Annotated in this window: 14 protein-coding genes and 1 tRNA gene; 9 read left to right on the forward strand and 6 right to left on the reverse strand. The window is 60.8% G+C overall.

Annotated elements, in window-relative coordinates; all coding sequences use genetic code 11:
* Positions 1 to 37: 37 nt before the first annotated feature.
* Both ABCR88_RS24645 and ABCR88_RS24650 read left to right on the forward strand, forming a co-directional pair.
* A complete protein-coding gene (locus tag ABCR88_RS24645) occupies positions 38 to 505 on the forward strand; it encodes a flagellar protein FlgN (protein WP_011062748.1) in 468 nt (155 codons plus the stop codon).
* A gap of 96 nt (positions 506 to 601) precedes the next feature.
* Positions 602 to 1348 carry a flagellar brake protein gene (locus tag ABCR88_RS24650; RefSeq protein WP_041119519.1) on the forward strand — a complete coding sequence of 249 codons (747 nt, stop codon included), beginning with the start codon at positions 602 to 604 and terminating at the stop codon, positions 1346 to 1348.
* Between the two features lie 58 nt (positions 1349 to 1406).
* Here ABCR88_RS24650 and ABCR88_RS24655 read toward each other — a convergent pair whose 3' ends face one another.
* Together ABCR88_RS24655 and ABCR88_RS24660 are read right to left on the reverse strand one after the other, a co-directional pair.
* Complete coding sequence (locus ABCR88_RS24655) at positions 1407 to 2780, reverse strand: MFS transporter (protein WP_041119521.1); 1374 nt, start codon at positions 2778 to 2780, stop codon at positions 1407 to 1409.
* Between the two features lie 72 nt (positions 2781 to 2852).
* Positions 2853 to 4094: a glutamine synthetase family protein gene (locus ABCR88_RS24660; protein ID WP_171820766.1), complete on the reverse strand. Its 1242-nt coding sequence runs from the start codon at positions 4092 to 4094 to the stop codon at positions 2853 to 2855.
* A gap of 318 nt (positions 4095 to 4412) precedes the next feature.
* Between ABCR88_RS24660 and ABCR88_RS24665 the strand changes: the two genes are divergently transcribed.
* On the forward strand, positions 4413 to 5357 hold the full coding sequence (locus ABCR88_RS24665) for a LysR family transcriptional regulator (protein ID WP_350023099.1): 945 nt from the start codon (positions 4413 to 4415) through the stop codon (positions 5355 to 5357).
* Here the strand turns inward: ABCR88_RS24665 and ABCR88_RS24670 are convergent.
* Together ABCR88_RS24670 and ABCR88_RS24675 are read right to left on the reverse strand one after the other, a co-directional pair.
* The gene (locus ABCR88_RS24670) at positions 5345 to 6034 is read right to left on the reverse strand and encodes a HAMP domain-containing sensor histidine kinase (protein ID WP_011062753.1); all 690 of its coding nucleotides are present in this window, start codon (positions 6032 to 6034) and stop codon (positions 5345 to 5347) included. The two genes, ABCR88_RS24665 and ABCR88_RS24670, sit on opposite strands and share 13 nt — an antisense overlap.
* Entirely contained in the window at positions 6031 to 7635 is a 1605-nt protein-coding gene (locus ABCR88_RS24675) for a tetratricopeptide repeat-containing response regulator (RefSeq protein WP_011062754.1), read from the reverse strand. Before ABCR88_RS24675 ends, ABCR88_RS24670 begins: the two co-directional genes overlap by 4 nt.
* A 538-nt stretch (positions 7636 to 8173) precedes the next feature.
* Here ABCR88_RS24675 and ABCR88_RS24680 point away from each other — a divergent pair.
* From ABCR88_RS24680 to ABCR88_RS24690, 3 genes are read left to right on the forward strand one after another with little or no spacing between them, the layout of a single operon-like run.
* Positions 8174 to 10498 (forward strand): hypothetical protein, encoded by a 2325-nt coding sequence (locus ABCR88_RS24680; protein WP_015636671.1) that lies wholly within the window; start codon positions 8174 to 8176, stop codon positions 10496 to 10498.
* Positions 10489 to 11730 (forward strand): hypothetical protein, encoded by a 1242-nt coding sequence (locus tag ABCR88_RS24685; RefSeq protein WP_350403644.1) that lies wholly within the window; start codon positions 10489 to 10491, stop codon positions 11728 to 11730. The genes ABCR88_RS24680 and ABCR88_RS24685 overlap by 10 nt, the downstream gene beginning before the upstream one ends.
* Positions 11731 to 11737: 7 nt before the next feature.
* Positions 11738 to 12397: a DUF1266 domain-containing protein gene (locus tag ABCR88_RS24690; RefSeq protein WP_041119529.1), complete on the forward strand. Its 660-nt coding sequence runs from the start codon at positions 11738 to 11740 to the stop codon at positions 12395 to 12397.
* Positions 12398 to 12684: 287 nt separating this feature from the next.
* On the opposite strand, the gene ABCR88_RS24695 is transcribed toward ABCR88_RS24690, so the two are convergent.
* A tRNA-Arg gene (locus ABCR88_RS24695) sits at positions 12685 to 12761 on the reverse strand.
* Between the two features lie 134 nt (positions 12762 to 12895).
* On the opposite strand from ABCR88_RS24695, the gene ABCR88_RS24700 reads away from it, so the two are divergent.
* Complete coding sequence (locus ABCR88_RS24700; RefSeq protein ID WP_232512067.1) at positions 12896 to 13294, forward strand: hypothetical protein; 399 nt, start codon at positions 12896 to 12898, stop codon at positions 13292 to 13294.
* A 23-nt stretch (positions 13295 to 13317) separates the two neighbouring features.
* On the forward strand, positions 13318 to 13497 hold the full coding sequence (locus ABCR88_RS24705) for a PA3371 family protein (protein WP_041119533.1): 180 nt from the start codon (positions 13318 to 13320) through the stop codon (positions 13495 to 13497).
* Here ABCR88_RS24705 and phnN read toward each other — a convergent pair.
* Positions 13472 to 14053, reverse strand: coding sequence for a phosphonate metabolism protein/1,5-bisphosphokinase (PRPP-forming) PhnN (gene phnN, locus ABCR88_RS24710; protein WP_041119534.1), 582 nt, complete (start codon positions 14051 to 14053; stop codon positions 13472 to 13474). The two genes, ABCR88_RS24705 and phnN, sit on opposite strands and share 26 nt — an antisense overlap.
* Before the next feature lie 379 nt (positions 14054 to 14432).
* Here phnN and ABCR88_RS24715 point away from each other — a divergent pair, with 379 nt between their 5' ends.
* A complete protein-coding gene (locus ABCR88_RS24715) occupies positions 14433 to 14759 on the forward strand; it encodes an Arc family DNA-binding protein (protein WP_003204761.1) in 327 nt (108 codons plus the stop codon).
* The last annotated feature ends 87 nt before the right edge of the window (positions 14760 to 14846 follow it).

The following is a 14846-nucleotide window of genomic DNA, read 5'->3' on the forward strand; positions in this document are numbered from 1 at the left end:
CGCCAGGCTTTTGGACGCTTAATCCCCAAGGCCAGCCATGCACGACACCAACCTACTGCAATTGATCAACGATGACCTTGCTCCAGCGCAACACTTGCTGGAGCTGCTACGCGCCGAGTCTATCGCCCTCCATGGCCGCGACATGCCGCTGCTGGAAGATATCCTGGCGCAGAAGCAAGCCTTGGTCATCTTGCTGGAACAGCATGGCCGTAAGCGCACGCAAATTCTTGCCAGCCTGAACCTGCCGACCAACCGCGAGGGGCTCGAGCAACTGGCCAGCCACTCCAGCCTGGGCGCGCAATTGCTCGAACAGAGCAATGTCCTGACCCAATTGCTTGCCGAGTGCCAAGCTGCCAACGAGCTCAATGGTCGCTCGATCCAGATCCAACAGGCCACCACCGCCAACCAGCTGAAAATCCTCAATGGTGGCGAACCTCCTGCCCTATACGACGCCCGCGGCTCTACCTCAATGCTTGCGAAGCCACGCCCACTCAGTCAGGCTTAAACCCAAAAAATGAGCGCGCGCTACCAAGCCGTGAAACATGCTGGCAAAATGCCGGCTCCTGCGTGTAGTTGTATTTTGTCTGGAGATTGATGAACCGTGTTCAACGCCTCAAATGCGGAAGATACTCCGCAGCCACCCAAGGTGCTCACCACTGCGTTGGAGATCTCTTCCAACCTGCGGTTGCTGCAAGAGAGCCATGACCCGCTGATCATCACTTTCCACGAGCGTAGCCAGCGCTTCCAAAGCTATCTGGTGGAAGTGGACCGCGATAACAACATGATCGCCCTCGACGAAATGATCCCCCGCGACGGTGAACGCTTCCTGCTCGCAGGCGAACCGTTTCGCGTTGAAGGCTTTCATGAAGGCGTACGCATCGCCTGGGAAAGCAACGGCTTGCCCACCCTCGACGAATCCAACGGCGGCCGCTGCTACCGCACCACCCTGCCGGACGAAGTGGTCTACCACCAGCGCCGCAACGCCTTTCGTGCCGCCCTGAAGCTGGCACAACTGGTAGACATCGAACTGAGCGGCGAAAAACTCAAATCACCCCTCAGCGGCAAGCTGCTGGACATTTCCGCCACCGGCTGCAAATTGCGTTTCGACGGCGATATTTCCTCACGCCTGCAACTGGGCCAGGTTTACGAGCGCTTTATCGCCGCCCTGCCCTTCGGCAGCATGACGGCCCCGGTGGAACTGCGTTACCTGCACCACGAAGAACGTATCGACACCACCTTTGCTGGCGTACGCTTCCACAACATGAGCGGCCTGGTACAGCGCCAGGTCGAACGCTTCGTCTATCAACTGCAGCGCGAAGCTCGGCGCTTCGATAAAGACGACCTCTGATTCAAAGGCATCAATGAAACGGGCAGTGCCTTGCGGCAACTGCCCGTTTTTTTTGCTGCTAAGGCCTGGCCCCGCTGAGGTGTTCCCGGGCGCACTCCTCGGCAGGCGGTTCGTCCGCAGCCTGCGGGGTATCCGGTACAGGCTCATCAGGCGCAGCTTCCGGCGCGGGCGCGCTCTGCATCTGGTCCTGAACCACCTGTTCGTCAACCCGCGGGTCCAGAGCCGCCACCAACGGTGAACTGGACATGCTGTCCGGCATCGCCACGTGATGCAGTGGCGCATCGTCGACCTGATGCAGATTGGTCACGGCCTTCGGCCGAATCCGCCAGACCAGCACCAGGGCAAAGAAACTGAAGAAGGCGTAGAGCATTTGGCTACCGAACAACTTCATCAGCACCCCTGCCGCCAACGGACCAATACTCGCACCCACGCCATAGGTCACCAGCAGCATCGCCGTCAGCGAGACCCGTCGATCCCCTTCCACATGGTCATTGGAGAACGCCACCGCCAGTGGATAGAGACAGAACTGCACCAGGGAACACAGGAAGCCCAGAACAAACAGGACCTCCAGCGGCACCGAAGGCAGGATCGCCAGGGGCAAGGCCACCACCGCCAGGAACAAGGCAAAACAGCGGATCAGCAGCGCCCTGTCATAGCGGTCGGACAGCCAGCCCAGCGGCCACTGCACCACCAGCCCGGCGAAAATGCAGCTACCCATGAACAGACCCACCTGCTCGGTGCTCAAGCCCTGCTGCGAGGCATAGAGCGGCGCCAGACCGTAGAACGAACCGACGATCAGCCCCGACCCCAGTACCGTGCTTAGCGATTGCGGTACACGCTTGATAAAGAAGCGCGGCTCCATAGGTGCTGGGCGCAAGGGTGCCGGGTGAATGCGTCGGGTCATGGCCACCGGCACCAGGCACAGGGCAAAGCACAGCGCCACCAGCATCAACAGCTCCAGGCCCAGGGCCGGGTGCATGACCAGTATCAACTGCCCCAGCACCAGGCCCAGGTAAGAGGCAATCATGTAGCCGCTGAACACCAGCCCGCGCTGCTTGGCGTCGGCCTGCTCATTGAGCCAGCTTTCGATGACCATGTACTGGCACATCATCCCCAGGCCCACGATCATCCGCAGCACCAGCCAGGCCGGCAACCAGTCCACCAGGCCGTGGCCCAGCACTGCCGCGCCGACAATCCCGGCACAGGTGGCGTAGGCACGGATATGCCCGACCCGGGCAATCAGTCGGTGCCCCAGCTTGCCCCCCAAAACCAGGCCGAAATAGTTGGCCGCCATCAAGGCCCCCACCCACAGCCCGTCGACATGATCGGCGGCCAGGCGCAGGGCCAGATAAGTGCTGAGCAGGCCAGAGCCGATCAGCATCATCAGCGACGCGAAATAAAGCGCTCGAAAGGATTTCCAGATTTGGCGCATCGGCGTTCCGAGCGGCTCCTTGAATGAGGTATCGAGCCCCGGCAAACCAGGGCCCGACCAGCGACGGTTCGGTTATGCCTGGGCCGCTAACACACGCCGTTCCCAGGGAGTAATTTCATCAAAGAAACTGGTCAACTCCATGGTCTTCGAAGCGATGTAGCCTTCGATGAACTCGTTGCCGAACAGTTCCTTGGCCAACTGGCTACGTTTCAGACGCTCCAGGGCCGCATGCAAGGTACAGGGCAACGAAAGATTGTCCGGCACTTCGAACTCACCCTGGATGGCAGCGGTTGGCTCCAACTCGTTCTCGATGCCATGCAAACCTGCTGCCAGGCTCGCGGCGATCGCCAGATAAGGATTGGCGTCCGCCCCCGGCAGACGATTTTCCACCCGTCGCGCCACCGGTGAACTGGCCGGAATCCGCAGGCCAGCGGCCCGGTTGTCGTGGGACCAGCACGCATTGTTCGGCGAAGCGTAAGGATGACACAAGCGCTGATAGGAGTTCACATTGGGGGCGAACAAGGCGGTGAAGTCGGCGAGGCCGGCCTGCAGGCCGCCAATGAAATGCCGGAACATCGCCGTAGGTTGCCCTGCGTCGTCACTGAAAACGTTACGGCCGTTACCCATCTCCACCAGGCTCTGGTGTATATGCATCGAGCTGCCCGGCGTGTGAGCCAAGGGCTTGGCCATGCAGACCACGATCAGGCCGTGCTTGAGCGCCACCTCCTTGAGCAGGTGCTTGAACAGGAAGGTCTGGTCCGCCAACAACAGCGGGTCACCGTGCAACAGGTTGATTTCGAACTGGCTGACGCCCATCTCGTGCATGAAGGTATCGCGGGGCAGGCCCAGGGCGGCCATGCCTTCGTAAACCTCCTTGAAGAATGGCCGCAGACCATTGTTGGAACTCACGCTGAACGCCGAATAGCCTTCCTCCCGGCGCCCATCCAGGCCGACCGGCGGCCGGAAGGGCTGCGCTGGATCGTCATTGGCCGCGAACACGAAGAACTCGAGCTCGGTGGCCACCACCGGCGCCAGGCCCAGGGCGGCATAACGGGCAATTACCTGCTTGAGCTGCCCACGAGTGGAAAGCCGCGAACTCTCGCCGCTGAGCTCATCGGCGTCACAGATGGCCAGCGCTCTGGGCGTTTCGCTCCAGGGCAGGCGGTGGATCTGCCGGGGGTCGGCATTGAGCGCCAGGTCGCCGTCGTCGCTGCCGTAGAAACGTGCTGGCGGATAACCGCCCATGATGCATTGCAGCAGCACCCCCCGCGCCATCTGCAAGCGCCGCCCTTCGAGGAACCCCTCGGCGGTCATTACCTTGCCCCGCGGCACGCCATTCAGATCCGCGGTGACACATTCGATCTCATCAATGCCCGTCAATCGCTCGGCGAGTGAACTGTGGCCATCGGTTGTCATGACTCAATCCTTGTTGTTATACGAGCCGCGAACGGCGACCCGTACAAAATACGCACCACCCGTTCAGGATTTCAAGCAGGCGCGAGTAAAATCCCCGGCCCAGCCCCCACTGGCGGGGCAAGCAGGCCGCCAGCCTTGTTACAGGTCCATGGTGTCCATCAATCAGGACAAGGGAGTAGGCTCGGCACGTCGCCACGCCAACTTGAGGGAGCGCCCATGCTGGGAAGCCTTGCCGATATTGATTTGCGGATGCTGCGGGTGTTCTGCGCCATCGTTGATGCCGGCGGGTTCACCGCAGCCCAGGCACGGCTCAACACCAGCCTGTCGCGACTGAGCGTGGTGGTCCGGGACCTAGAGGAGCGTCTGGGCTACTCCCTGTGCAGGCGCGGCAGCAGCGGATTTCAGCTGACCGATCAGGGCCAGGAGCTGTTCGAGGCAGCACAGTTGCTGTTCGCCGACATCGAACGCTTTCGCCAGCACGCCAACCGCATCGGCCCCATCAGCCGCGAGCAGCTGCAGATCGGCAGTGTCGACAGCCTGATCAGCCTGCCCTATGCCCCCCTGTCCCTGGCCCTGGGCCATTTGCGCCGGCGCCTGCCCCAGGTACGGCCGAACCTGCACCTGATGCGCCCCGACGAACTGGAACAGGCCGTGCTCGATGAACGCCTGCACCTGGCCATCGGCGCTTTCCACCATCAACTGTCGGGGTTGCACTATCAGCACCTGTTCGAGGAGGAACAGAACCTCTACTGTGCCAACGGCCATCCGCTGTTCCCGCGCACCGACGAAACACTGACCCTGGAAGATATCTGCGCCGCCGACTATGTGAGCCGGGGCTACATGGCGGAGCACCAGCGCCCCCATGACCTGCACTTCAACCAGAGCGTCAGCGCCTACGCCATGGAGGCCATCGCCACGCTGATTTTCTCCGGCACCTACCTGGGTTACCTGCCCAGCCACTATGCGGCGGCCTGGGTGGCCAAGGGCCAACTGCGCGCCTTGCTACCCGAGCGCCTGGCCTACCGCTCGCACTTTCACTGCATCACCCGCCAGGGCCAGGAACCCAAGGTCGCACTGGCAACCTTTCTGGAATGCCTGGCTCTGGCCGGGCGGCAACTAGGCGAGGCACACCTTCAACCACTCGCGGCTCAGGGCAAGTAGAGCTTGAACAACCCGCCGCCCAATGGTCCGCCGTTGCTGATCCGAGTGTGGCCGCACACGCCATTGCGCTGATGCAATTCGGCAATGCGCCCGGCAAAGTACAGGCCCAGCCCGGTGCTGCCGCTGCTTTGATTGATGCCCTGCACATAGTCGGCCTGACGCTCGATCATCCCTTGGGGATAGCCTTCGCCATCGTCGTTGATGGACAGCACCACCTGCCCTTCCTCATCACTGACGCTGATCAGCAGGGCATGACGTGCATGGCGAATGGAATTGTTGATGCAATTGGCCAATACCGAGGCGATCAGCTCACGATCGAAGAACCCCAGGGGGCTCAGCGGATCGACTTCATAGGCGGCGGAAATGCCACGGCTCTTGAACACGTCCTGGTGACTCACCAGTTGCGCTTCGATGAAGTCATCCAGTTCGTGGTAGGCCGGCTGCAACGGCAGCTGGTTGATCCCCAGCTTGTACAGCCCCAGCAGTTGCACCAGCATGCCGTTGAGGTGGGCGAACTGATAGTCGATCACCCCCTGCTCTGGCGCATTCTGCTGCTCGGGCAAGCGCGCCAGCCACTGGGCGTGAGCCTGCATCAGCATGGCCAGGGAGTTCTTCATGTCATGTACGGTGGAGGCGATCACCGTGGAAAAGTCGAGCGCCTGTTGCTTTTCGATCATTGGCCAAACGCCTTGCTTCGCAGCTTCTGATAGCGCGGATAACGCGCGTCGGTATCGGGCATCATGCCCACCAATTTAAGGCACGCCCGGCATTCTTCCAGGAGTGCCGCGTCCGGATTGGCGTCGGCGCCGTGCAGCAGCGACTGGGCCATGTTCAGGGCAATACTGATGTTCTTCGGTTGCATGGCCAGGGCCTTGCGGAACAACTCCCGCGCTTCCACGAGGTTGCCGCCCTTGTAGCTGCGCACGCCCTGACGGTTGATATCGGCGGCGGCATTGGAAGAACTGAGGATAGTCGGGTCGTCAGTCAGCTTGGCGATGTTCTGCATGACCTTCGGATCGTCACCATAGATCTCCGCACAGTTCTTGAGCATCGAAGCACCGGCACTGGCCTGCCCCAGCATCTGCAGTTGCTTGGCCACCAGCAGCGCTGCTTCGGGACTCATGAACTGCTCCATGCCGTCCAGGCGCAGCAACGCCTGCTCGGTGAGTTTCTCTGCGGTCTCGGCATCATTGAGCAACAGGCTCGTGGCCTTCATCAGCCGCGCGCGAATCTGCAGGCCCGGGTCAGTAGGATTCTCCTTGGCCACGGCACTCAGGGTCTGGTTGATTTCCAGCCGGGTGCGCGTGTCCAGGCCCCTCTCGCTGCCCTTGCTGATCAGGGCATGGGCCAGCCCGAGGTTGCTTTCCGGGTCCTTGAAACGCGACTGCGCGCCCTGGGACACCGCCTGGCGATAGGCCCGGGAGGCACTGTCAAAGTCTTCGTTGGCCATGGCCAGCTTGCCCAGCAATGCCTGGCGCCGCACGGCCAGGGGAGAAAGGCGCACCGCCTCTTCCAGCACGTTCTGGGCCCGCTGGGTATCGCCTTCGGCTACCAACACCTCTGCCAGCCCGTCGTAGAGGCCCGGCATCATCGGAAAGGCCTTCAAGGCCTTTTCATAGACCGCTTTGGCCTCGCCAACCTGCCCGCGCTTGAACAGCAGGCGCCCCAGCCCGACATAAGCCCAGGGCAGCGGCCGGTCCGCCAGGATGCTGTTGTACAGGCGCTCCAGGGCCTCGTTCTGATGCATGTCGCGCAGGGCATCGGCGCGGTAGCGCAGGCACAACGGCGCGTAACGCGGGTCCTGCTTGCACAGGGCGATGCAGGCGTTGAGCACCTCCACCGGCTTGCCCCGGTCAAGGGCCTGGAGAATGGGTTTGAGCAACGTCTTGCGCTGCTGCAGGCGCTCCAGGCGCTGGGCCAGACCGGAGCGGTTGAAAGGCTTGGTCAGGTAGGCATCGGGCTCATGCTCCAGGGCACTGAGCACCATGGCCTGGCTGCTCTCGGCGGTGACCATGAGGAACACGCTCTCATGGCTGATGAGCTTTTCCAGCATCAGGTCTTCGAGCACCTGCTGGCCGTTTTTCTTGCCGTCGCCCAGGTGATAGTCCTGGAGGATGAAGTCATAGCGCTTCTGCGCGCACATGCGCAGGGCCTGCTCGCCAGTGTCGGCGGTGTCTACATCCTTGACGCCCAGCTCACGCAGCATCGAACGCACCGAACTGCGGAAGTCCGAGAAATCATCGACGATCAAAAAGCTCTTTTGGTGGTACGCCAGCATCGAAGATTCCAGGCAAGTAAGAAGATCAATCCAAAGACAGCAGGACCCACCCGGCTTCGCAGCCTGTTTTTGGCGCGCAGATAATAGCTGCTGGCCACGGGCTATCAAGCACTTTCCGGTCGGCCTGTGATCCAGGCCGCCACTTGGGAACACAATTGTCCACTGAGGTTATCGGCCGGATTACGCATTCCCTTATAGCCGACGGGCGGCATTTCACCGCGGATTACACAAGTCTCGACCAGCCCGTGTACTCAGCCGTAAAAGAGGCCCGTTTGCACGCTCAAACCTTGGATTCTGAAACATCACCTGATAGCGTGCTGCGCCTCACAGCCTCGATCGTTTCTGGCCGGAAATGCCCCTGCATCGCAGAGGGTCTGCCGCGCAATAAAGGGTCCATCAGTCGCAAGCGTCGCAGGCTTGCGACCCGGGTGTCGAAGGATCGGCATGACACCCCACGGCGGCACCAACGACGAGGAAATGCCGGTCTGCCAGGCAGTGCATCACGTGATGCGCAGGTCATTATCAAATGGAGTTAACGATGGCGCATAACAGCAGTGCGATAACCGGCATTGAACTGGAACAGTTCATGGACCGCCTGGAGGCGCAACAGCAAGAACAGGAAACCGATGCCCTGCTGGCTCAGTTGCAGGCACAACCGCTGCAGGCCGACTCCCTGGCGTCCATCGATCGCCTGCACACCCTGTGGATGCAGGCCGGTAATTCAGCGGCAGCCCGGGCCGTCATCGATCAGGATGGCGACGCTCTTGTACAAGCCGCCCCAGAGCCGGCCCGCGCCGAGCTGATGATGAACCTGGCTATCCTGCGCCTGCGGGTCGCCAACTACCTCGATGACGAGCCAACCCTGATCGAAGTGCTCGGACAGCTCGAACAGATGGCCACGCAAACCCTGGATTTCAATGTCGAGCATTACCGCCGCTATCGGATCTTCGACGATCTGGAACGCGCTAGTTGTGAAATAGCACTGAAAACCATCGAAGTGCGCTACGCCCTGACCTTGGGCAACCCTGCCCGCGCGGCCCTGCGTGCCTGGGATGCCGCCGATCAGTATCAGCGCCGCGCCCGAGTCCTGGCCTACCACGACCGCAATGAAGAGGCCCGCAGTGCAGCCCTGGAGGCGGTCAACGCCGTACGTACCGCCGGCCCGGACCAGGATATCGATGAAGGCGACTGGCTGTGGTTGGGCAACTCGCTGATCGAGATCATTCCGCTGCGCCTGGCACTGTTCGAGCAACCCATCGCGCAACTGACCGCTGGCCGCTCCCAGCCCCAGCGCCGCGAATGGGAAGTGCGCACTGCACGCTTGGCGGCCCGCGCCCTGCACGCCCAGGGCGACCTGGCCGGCGCCCTGAAGATCTGCAATGCCGCGGCCCTGAGCCTGGATTCCGACGGAGGCAACAACTTCATCGAATACGAATTGCCCTGGCTGATGGAAGCTGGCCGCATCGACGAAGCCGGATTTCGCGCATTCATCGATGTCTATGACCGGCAAACCGAGCTATGGCCTGCCACCGCCCGCCTGGTACTCGATCGCCTGCAAGACCCTGATGAGCACAGTGCCTGGTGGCCGATTTGCGTGATGCGTGCCTGTATCACCGAGGAAGTGCTGCAGAGCTTCCTGCAAGCGCTGCCCAGCCTCGAAACCAGCAAGCCTGCCACGCCACTGCTGGCCGCCCTCTCCCTGGCCATGGAGGACCTGCAAGCTGGCGACGCGCTGTATACCGAAGCTCGTGCAGAAGCGGTGCGTCGGGCGCCCGATCACCCCTGGATCACCCGCCTGGCAGCCGTGCACGACGCTGAGCACGGCCTGATCGATGCGGCCACTGAAGCCAGCCTGCTGCAAAACGCCATCCAGGCAGGCCGCATGCAAGACAACCGCAGTGCGTTTTCGCTGTTTGCCGCTCGGATCAACAGCCAAGGGATTATCGAGGCACTCAAAGCGCCCAAGCCCGTCCTGTCCTGCGGCAAGCACGCCTACAACTACGCACTGGGCATTGAAGACCTGGCCGAAGCAGAAGCCGACAAACTGCCCCCGGACGCCCGGGACCAGGCCTATTCGTTGCTGCGCGAAGCCCAGAGAGATGCCTACGAGCAGGGCCAGGCCCATATGGAGCGCTATTTCGCCAGCGGCAGCGGCCACCCCTACGATGCCTGCGCGCACCTGTATTCCATGCTCTGCAACAACCTGGCGATCAACTACCGCTACTACAACCCGATTCGCTACGAAGACGCCATCGAACTGCATACACGGGGCATCGCCGCCAGCCCGTTCGCCGAACACTACAATGGGCTGCTCAGTGCGCGTATCAGCCTGGAGGATCTGCCCGGCATTATCGATGCTGCGGAACAGCTTTGGCATTATTCGGCCGAGTTCGGCTACAGCCGCCACAACCCGGATGAATACGTAGCCTCGGTGGCGTACGCCCTGTACAAGCTCGATCGCGACAATGAGATCCTCATCTGGCTCGAACGCCTGCTCAAGTGGCAGGAAGAGCAAGGCGTCAGCGATCAGCAACTGGACAGCTCGGCGCTGTTTGCCCGGATCCAGGTCGCACGCTACCTGGCCCATGCCCATCCGGACAACGCCGACAGCCTCTGGCAGCGCTACCAGCCGGCGGTACTGTCCCTGAACGAGGTCTCGGTCATGTCCGCCTCGGTGGACTTCCTCAAGGCCCGGGGGCGCGCCGCCGAAGCCATTGACTACTGCGCACGCACCCTGGCCCTGTGTGCCCCGGACGATGACTACGACATCCGGTGCCGTGCCCGGATCGAGCAAATTCTGAGCGAGCTGCAAGCCCCGGCTCAACCGGCTGGCAAGAAAAACTGGTGGCAGATATGGAAGTAAGCGCCGACAAGCGCAGCCCCAGCTACGCCCCGCGCAACCTGCTCAATGCCGATGAACAGAAACGCGGTATCACCCAGCGCAGCCAGCAGCGCAGGGACGAGCAAGCAGTGCAGGGTTGGCTGTTGAACCACTTCTATCGCCATCTGGTAGGCAACTTCGAACCGGCACGACGCATCCAGTCCCTGGATGACGCCTGTACGGCCCTGGGTAGCGACTCGGTGCCGGCCTGGGTGAACGGCTATTTCGAGCGCGCTGCCAAGGCGCAATCCGAAGACCCCGCCAAAGCCCTGGCGCCCCTGGTCTGGATCGACCCGCAGGAGCCGCAGCTGCTGCACCAGGAAGCCCAACTGGTGGAGTTCCTGACCTCACGCAAAGGCACGGCTCTTGAGGGCAAGCTGGATCGCATCACTTGCCCGCAAGCGCTGGCATTGCGGGAAAGGGAGCATGCACAAATGGCGGCCCGGGTCGATCAGGGATGGCGCCAGAGCTCTGCCCAAGCCCTGACCGTGACCCTTACCTGTGCCGAGCACACCTGGGTCGAACTGCGCCCGCAAAGCCCGCTGTTGCGGGCCGAGATGGCTTTTGAAAGCTACGTGATGCGCCATTGCCTCGGGCAGTTCGCCGACCGTCGGGCCCTGACCGGCGGCTACGGAGAGCGTTACGCCGAAGCGGTGGAACAGCAGAGCATGCGCGTGTTCAGCCTGCGCGATGCTCAAGGCCAACCCCACATCACCGTCAGCCTGATCATCCAGGACGACGATGCACTGACGGTGGAGCAGGTCAAAGGCAAGCAGAACCGCCCGCCCGTCGAACGTTATTTCCACGACCTGCTGCGCTTTCTCAACACCCTGGGTACCGACCAACAGACCCCGGCCGACTGCATTGCCATCGGCATAGTGCGTACCGAGGCGGGTTGGCTGCGTATCGAAGAAGTCAGTGATCCTCAAACCCAGACCCGTCTGGTGGCCCGTTACCCACAGTTGTTCCGACGGCTGGAAGCCCCTTCGGCCATGGTCGAGTGGCTGGTCGCGGCACGCCAGTCCGACCTGCTGCTGGAGGTCGCGCCCCAGGCGCCGACCGTCAAGTACGCCACCCGTCACATCTTCAAGAAAAACCCCTGGCCACCACGTCAGGCCGAGGACCCGCAGTATCGGACCGAAGGCGTGCCCTGGTCAGATATGTCCCCATCCCTGGCCGAAGAAATCAGCACATGGCAAAACAGAAGCAGGTAATACGCAGATGATGACGGTAATTGTCGTGCTATTCGGCGCCTGGCTGGGCTGGCGTCACTTTCGCCGCCCGTCGGGAACATCCCTGGTGGTATTCACACCACGCAAGCGTTGGGCACTGACACTGGCACAACCCATGGTCGATGCCACCGGAATGACCGGTTTCTACGACCCCGATACCACCCACTTCATGGATCAGGCGAAAAGCACCCTGCGGGCCTCGTTGCTGCACCAGATCGGTTTTCGCAGCAACGCCACCGACGACGAAGTCTGCGCCCATCTCAATGGCACCCTGGAGCGCCAGTGGTTTCGTATTGACCTGCATAGCCTGAATCCCAGTGACGACCCGCGAGCAGCCATGGCCTTCGCCTGCGTGCGCAGCGCATTTTTTGTCCGTTGCGCCATGTTGATGAGCTGGCTCGAACCTGAAACAGGGTGGCGCATCATGCTGCTCAACGCCCAGCGGGCCCAGGACTGCTTCAACGATTGGGAAGACTTCGGCAAGGCCTTCATGCTGGGCCGCCAGCAATGGATAGCCGCATTCAGGGCCGATTCGCTGGGAACTTCATTCAATGAAGCGAAGCTGAGCCAGTTGCTGGCACCCGGCAGCGGAGTGTGGGCAAGCGTCGACTGGAAGGGATTGCCGGCGCTCTGTCCGGTAGCGGATTGATATTTCTGGCCCTGGCGACAAGCAGCCAGATCAGCAAAACAAGGTGAATCCTTGCAGGCCATCAAAAACACTCACTGTGGCCCTGTGCACAAGCACGTAGCCCCACGCTGGTCCGGCTGGCACCAATACAAGAAAAAGGGAGCGTTATTTAACGTGCCCCTCGCATAGAAGAAATCAAAAAAGCCCCGCCGGAGGATCGCCCGGCGGGGCTTTTCTTTATTCTTTCGCTCCGGGGTCCAAGAACAGATCAACCGCGCAGGGATCAGCCCAGAAAGATACGAATTATATGGTGTCCCAGGGCAGGTTCGAACTGCCAACCTTCCCCTTAGGAGGGGGATGCTCTATCCAATTGAGCTACTGAGACAAAACAGCGAGCGCCATTGCGGCACGGCGCGGAGGACGGCGTGCATGTTAACGGCCAAGGCTGCATTTGTCATGTGATCCATAGGGCTTTTTGCAGGAAGCATCAGGCTCGCACCGCAGCTTCGATACCGCGTCGTGCAAATTGCATCACTGCAAAAAGCCATCATTGCAAAATGCAATTCAAGAGACTTTAAAAATCAGCTCAACATATTGTTTTTAAAGACTTTATCGCCAGGTAAACTCTTGGCACGCAGGCTGCTTAATCAGTGGATAAACACTGAGGAGATGCCGCCCATGAATAGCGCCCTGTTGCTCTTGAACGCGATTGCCATCGCCGTATTGGCGGCCTTTCACTTTCAACCTGCAGATGACGCTGCCCCTGGCGGTTCATCCTTCGCCCATTACCAGCAACGCCTGGCACCCCAGCTGGCAGTCATGAACACCCAGATTGAGCCTGGCTCAGTGACCCGGGTTACCCAAGGAAAAGCCTCGCAACAGCCAGCCGCCGCACCCACTGAACGCTGGGTATTTTGAGACCGAGACTACAGGAGCCATTTATGTCCACCGCTGCCAAAAGCCTGCTTGTTCTGACGCTACTCAGCGCCATTGCCGCTGTGTTCCTGCCTGAAGAACCTCTGGGCAGCGCGCCACTGATCATCAGCGGCTCACTGTTCGGCCTGTTCCTGCTGGCACTGCTGGCTGGCCGCAAGATCAAGTTCGACCCTGTATTGCGCTGATACCGTGCTCTTGCAATATGCCTAAGAGGCGCCTCAAGGTAACCTGTAATTCGGCAGAATTATCCAGGCGAACCACTCCCTCCTCATCCAGCCAGCCGGCATGGGCAAACTGTTCATTACGCTGCAGGCGCTCTTCTATCTCCGGCAGGCTTTCCCTGGCCCGACGCAGCAAGCGACGGCGTAATACTTCGTTATCAACCGTCAGAACTATCGGAATCAGATCGGGATACCGAGCTCGCGCCCTGGTCAGATAGCCTCTGGACCCGTTGACCAGGACATTGCGCCCCTGCGCCAACCAGCTATCGATCACCACAGGAATCCCATAACCCAGGCCATTGGCCTGCCAGAACAAAGCGAAATCCCCCCGGCCTACTCGTCTCGCGAACTCCTCGGCGGTGACCTCAATCGCCTCCTCTCCCACCGACTCGGCAGAGCGCGTGATCACCCTTCTTGCCACTTCACAGCCCAACGCACTTAAAGGCTGCCGGGCCGCATCAATCAGGCTATCCTTGCCGGCCCCTGAAGGCCCCATCAAGTAGATCAACCTACCCGGCATGGGTGGCTGCTCCGCAGAGCACAACTAGTAAATCGGCCATTTGCCACTATCCTCTGACAGGTAGGGATTACACTTTCACCCGCATAGCATGCACCTTCGTCGGTGCACTGACACTCCCGCAGGATGGGAGAATGCGGCCAGCAACGCGGACCCGACGAACTTTTCAAACCAGTCCGCATTTCTGATAATTGGTGCTGGCATAACGCCTTTATCCAGTTCAATATTTGTCACAGAATTGACGCCAAGGATCTGGCAATTTTGAGGCATGATGCGGGCCTCTTAACAATTCAGGTTGAACATTTGGCATTCAGGCTTGTCCTAAAAGACAGCCCGCGGCCAATTCCGAGAACCGCTCCCCCTGAACTAACCGGTTAAATATATGCGCCCATTGAAACAGGCAATTTATTCCAGCCGTACGGCTGACAAGTTCGTCGTACGTCTACCCGACGGGATGCGTGAACGCATTGCCGAGGTGGCTCGCAATCATCACCGCAGCATGAACTCCGAAATCATCGCGCGCCTGGAACAGAGTCTTATTCAGGAAGGCGCCTTGGGTGAAGAGCTGAGCATGCGCCTGGACAGCCCTGAACTGTCCTTGCATGAGCGCGAACTGCTTCAACGTTTCCGCCAACTCTCACATCGCCAGCAAAACGCTTTGGTTTCGCTGATCGCCCATGACGCTGAAATGGCCGCAGACGCCACCTGATTGCATCTCGCAAGCTCAAGCCAGCCTAGTCGCTGGCTTTTTTTGCCCCGCCAAAAGCAGCGAAGCGCCATTCAGGCGCTTCGTCGG

This window comes from Pseudomonas sp. W17 (genome assembly GCF_040268305.1).
GTDB classification, from domain to species: Bacteria; Pseudomonadota; Gammaproteobacteria; order Pseudomonadales; family Pseudomonadaceae; genus Aquipseudomonas; species Aquipseudomonas protegens.

Bases quoted from the DNA above. Each gene is read 5' to 3' on its own strand.
- ABCR88_RS24665 (WP_350023099.1), top strand. From the start codon at position 4,413: ATGCTGGGAAGCCTTGCCGATATTGATTTGCGGATGCTGCGGGTGTTC.
- ABCR88_RS24645 (WP_011062748.1), top strand. From the start codon at position 38: ATGCACGACACCAACCTACTGCAATTGATCAACGATGACCTTGCTCCA.
- phnN (WP_041119534.1), bottom strand. From the start codon at position 14,053: ATGCCGGGTAGGTTGATCTACTTGATGGGGCCTTCAGGGGCCGGCAAG.
- ABCR88_RS24705 (WP_041119533.1), top strand. From the start codon at position 13,318: ATGTCCACCGCTGCCAAAAGCCTGCTTGTTCTGACGCTACTCAGCGCC.
- ABCR88_RS24670 (WP_011062753.1), bottom strand. From the start codon at position 6,034: ATGATCGAAAAGCAACAGGCGCTCGACTTTTCCACGGTGATCGCCTCC.
- ABCR88_RS24690 (WP_041119529.1), top strand. From the start codon at position 11,738: ATGATGACGGTAATTGTCGTGCTATTCGGCGCCTGGCTGGGCTGGCGT.
- ABCR88_RS24680 (WP_015636671.1), top strand. From the start codon at position 8,174: ATGGCGCATAACAGCAGTGCGATAACCGGCATTGAACTGGAACAGTTC.
- ABCR88_RS24655 (WP_041119521.1), bottom strand. From the start codon at position 2,780: ATGCGCCAAATCTGGAAATCCTTTCGAGCGCTTTATTTCGCGTCGCTG.
- ABCR88_RS24685 (WP_350403644.1), top strand. From the start codon at position 10,489: ATGGAAGTAAGCGCCGACAAGCGCAGCCCCAGCTACGCCCCGCGCAAC.
- ABCR88_RS24675 (WP_011062754.1), bottom strand. From the start codon at position 7,635: ATGCTGGCGTACCACCAAAAGAGCTTTTTGATCGTCGATGATTTCTCG.
- ABCR88_RS24660 (WP_171820766.1), bottom strand. From the start codon at position 4,094: ATGACCGCCGAGGGGTTCCTCGAAGGGCGGCGCTTGCAGATGGCGCGG.
- ABCR88_RS24715 (WP_003204761.1), top strand. From the start codon at position 14,433: ATGCGCCCATTGAAACAGGCAATTTATTCCAGCCGTACGGCTGACAAG.